Source organism: Armatimonas sp. (genome assembly GCF_031410135.1).
Classification (GTDB): Bacteria; Armatimonadota; Armatimonadia; order Armatimonadales; family Armatimonadaceae; genus Armatimonas.
Genome location: NZ_JANNYP010000648.1, coordinates 1 through 2857, shown reverse-complemented (window position 1 = coordinate 2857; position 2857 = coordinate 1). Strand labels below are relative to the sequence as shown.

Annotated in this window: 3 protein-coding genes; 1 reads left to right on the top strand and 2 read right to left on the bottom strand. The window is 58.7% G+C overall.

The annotated features are described in order from the left end of the window. Positions 1-50: 50 nt before the first annotated feature. The gene (locus RMO15_RS23695) at positions 51-1016 is read right to left on the bottom strand and encodes an FAD-binding oxidoreductase (protein ID WP_309718256.1); all 966 of its coding nucleotides are present in this window, start codon (positions 1014-1016) and stop codon (positions 51-53) included. A gap of 3 nt (positions 1017-1019) precedes the next feature. Beyond that, positions 1020-1385 (bottom strand): group 1 truncated hemoglobin, encoded by a 366-nt coding sequence (locus tag RMO15_RS23690; RefSeq protein ID WP_309718253.1) that lies wholly within the window; start codon positions 1383-1385, stop codon positions 1020-1022. A 138-nt stretch (positions 1386-1523) separates the two neighbouring features. Between RMO15_RS23690 and RMO15_RS23685 the strand changes: the two genes are divergently transcribed. Then, on the top strand, positions 1524-2857 hold a 1334-nt coding region (locus tag RMO15_RS23685), incomplete at its 3' end, for a glutamate mutase L (protein ID WP_309718249.1).

Here is a 2857-nt window from a genome sequence, read left to right as displayed (position 1 = left end):
GTACGCCGCTCTTCCTAGCGTGAGCCAAGTCGTCGAAGCGCTACGCCGCGTTATGGAGTAGTCACGGCGCGGACAAACGGGTCCGTGTAGATATCCGTGAGATTCGCACCGAGCAAAAACGCCTTGCGCTGCGCGGATCTTACCATCTCGGGGTTGCCGCAGAGATAGACCCGCCAGCCTGCCGTGTTCGGGATAGCAGCAAAGGCCGTAGCATCGGCGCGAAGGCCCGTGGCGCTGGTGCAGGCGGTGTAGCTCAGATTGGGGTATGTGTCGGCAAGCGCTCTCAACTCCTCTTGCAAGTAGAGCCCATCGGCGTGGCGACTGCCGTGAAAGAGCTGAATCGGGCCTGTGTGACCCTGGGCCAAGGCATCGCGGACAATGCCAACCAAAGGCGCGAGGCCCGTCCCCGTACCGATCAGTAAGAGCGGGCGAGTAGGATCATCGGGCAAGTAGAAGCAGCTTCCTTCCGGCCCAAAGAGGTCCACACGTGCTCCTAGCTCTAGCTTGTCACAGAGCCAGCTACTGAGCTGGCCACCAGGAAGTCGCCGAATGTGCAGCTCCAGAAAACCCTCACTATGGGAGGGGGTAGCAAGGGAGTACGAGCGCCGTAGCCCGCTTGAGTGGTTATGGCGCACCGTGACAAACTGCCCGGCAAAGAAGGCAAAGGGCTCCTCCGTCTGAAATATTAGGCGGAAGATCTCGGGAGCGAGAGGCTCACGAGAGAGCAAGCGGGCGCTCGTGTGACCGATCATGTCGTCGGAGGGGAGCGCGACGGTGAGATCGCTCTCTGGAGTGGCGATGCAACTCAAGAAAAAACCTTGGGCTTGCAGGGTATTTTTAAGAGGTTTTTGGGAGCTGGGGGGCGGGGTTCCATGAGTCGCTCGCAGAAGACAGGAGCGACAGACGCCGCTACGGCAGGAGTGGGGAACTGCTTCACCCTGCCGCAACAACGTCGTCAGAACCGCCTCGCCAGGGACTGCGTCGTAGGTGCGCCCTTCTAGCGTGACAGTAGCCATGCGCTAGCGACCCAGCACATCATTGCGCGTGGTCTCTGCCAGCGCTGCCACTTCGGCGATATCCGAGTCTGGGACTCCTAGCTCTTTGAGAGTCGCCCCCAGATTCTCGACCACAGCATCGAAGTGTGAGTCGTTGAGGCCGCGTGCTACAAGGTGCTTGTGGCCCTCTCGCATGTCCAGACCTGTGTAGTGATGAGGGCCGCCAAAGACCATGGTGAGAAACGCCTTTTGTTTGCCGGCTTGCTTTTCCATGTCCACACCCTCGAAAAAACTATTGATCCGGTCATCTGCCAGAACACGGCGGTAGAACTTGTCTACTGCAAGATCCACTGCTGCTACACCACCAATACGCTCAAAAAGATTGCTCATGCTACTATCCCTTTCGGCGGAAGTGAAATTGGACTTCCGTATCCGATTATGCGGTTAAGAGACAGGTGTGGGCTCTGCGAAATGGCGTATTCTGGTAAAGTCACGAAAAACGCACTCCATCGCGTATAATGCAACATCATGGCAATTGTGCAGAGTATCGTCGCCACCGACTGTGGCTCGACGACCACCAAGGCAATCTTAATCGAACGACAGCCCGACGGTATCTACCGGCTTGTGGCACGTGGCGAGGCTCCGACGACGGTTGAGGCTCCCTTTGACGATGTGACCGTCGGAGTCGCTAACGCGGTTCGGGAGCTGGAAGAGCTCACGGGCAAGAGTTTTCTGGATGCGAATGGCCGTCCCACGACATCCGACACCCATCTCTATCTTTCCACTTCATCGGCGGGCGGTGGCTTGCAGATGACGGTTGCAGGTGTGGTGAAGGAGATGTCGGCGGAATCGGCGGAGCGTGCGGCGCTCGGAGCCGGTGCGATTATTATGGACACGCTCGCTGTCAATGATGGTCGCAAGGACTACGAGAAAGTCGAACGTATTCGTGCCCTGCGCCCGGACATGATCCTGATGAGCGGCGGCACCGACGATGGCAACTTGATTCCCCAGGTGCAGGAGATCGCGGAGATCCTGCGCTCTGCCGATCCCAAGCCGCGCCTCGGGATTGGCCTCAAGCTCCCGGTGATCTTTGCAGGGAGCAAGCTCATGCGCGATGCCGTCACCGAGACTCTCGGCGACACGGTGGACTTGCGCATCGTGGACAACCTGCGCCCGAGCCTGGAAAAAGAGAATCTCCCTCCGGCCCGTGAGGAGATCCATGAGCTGTTCCTAGAGCACGTCATGCAGCAGGCTCCGGGCTACTCTAAGCTCAAGACCTGGACCAGCTCGGACATTATGTCTACCCCACTTGCCGTGGGCAAGATCATGGAGACCATCGCCCGCGAGCGAAAGATTAATGTGCTGGGCGTGGACATTGGCGGGGCTACCACCGATGTCTTTTCGGTCTTCAAAGGCATCTACAACCGCACCGTCTCGGCTAACCTTGGGATGAGCTACTCCATCTGTAACGTGCTCACGGAAGCCGGGCTAGAGAACATCAAGCGCTGGCTGCCCTTTGATCTGGGTGACTCCTACATTCGCAACCAGCTCCGCAACAAGATGATCCGTCCTACCACGATTCCGCAGGATCTCAAAGACCTTCAGATCGAGCAAGCCGCCGCACGTGAGGCCCTTCGCCTCGCCTTCGAGCACCACAAGAGCCTCGCCCGTGAGATGGTCGGTGTTCAGCAGACCCGCGATATCGGGGAGATCTTCGAGCAGTCCGCTGGTGGTAAGACCCTGGTGGACATGTTCTCGCTGGACATGATCATCGGCTCGGGCGGCGTCCTGGCTCATGCGCCGGAGTTTGCCCAGACCTGTATCATGATTATGGACGCTTACGCGCCCGAGGGCCACACGGT

Coding starts and splice junctions, on each gene's coding strand:
- RMO15_RS23695 (WP_309718256.1), bottom strand. CDS start 1,016: ATGGCTACTGTCACGCTAGAAGGGCGCACCTACGACGCAGTCCCTGGC.
- RMO15_RS23690 (WP_309718253.1), bottom strand. CDS start 1,385: ATGAGCAATCTTTTTGAGCGTATTGGTGGTGTAGCAGCAGTGGATCTT.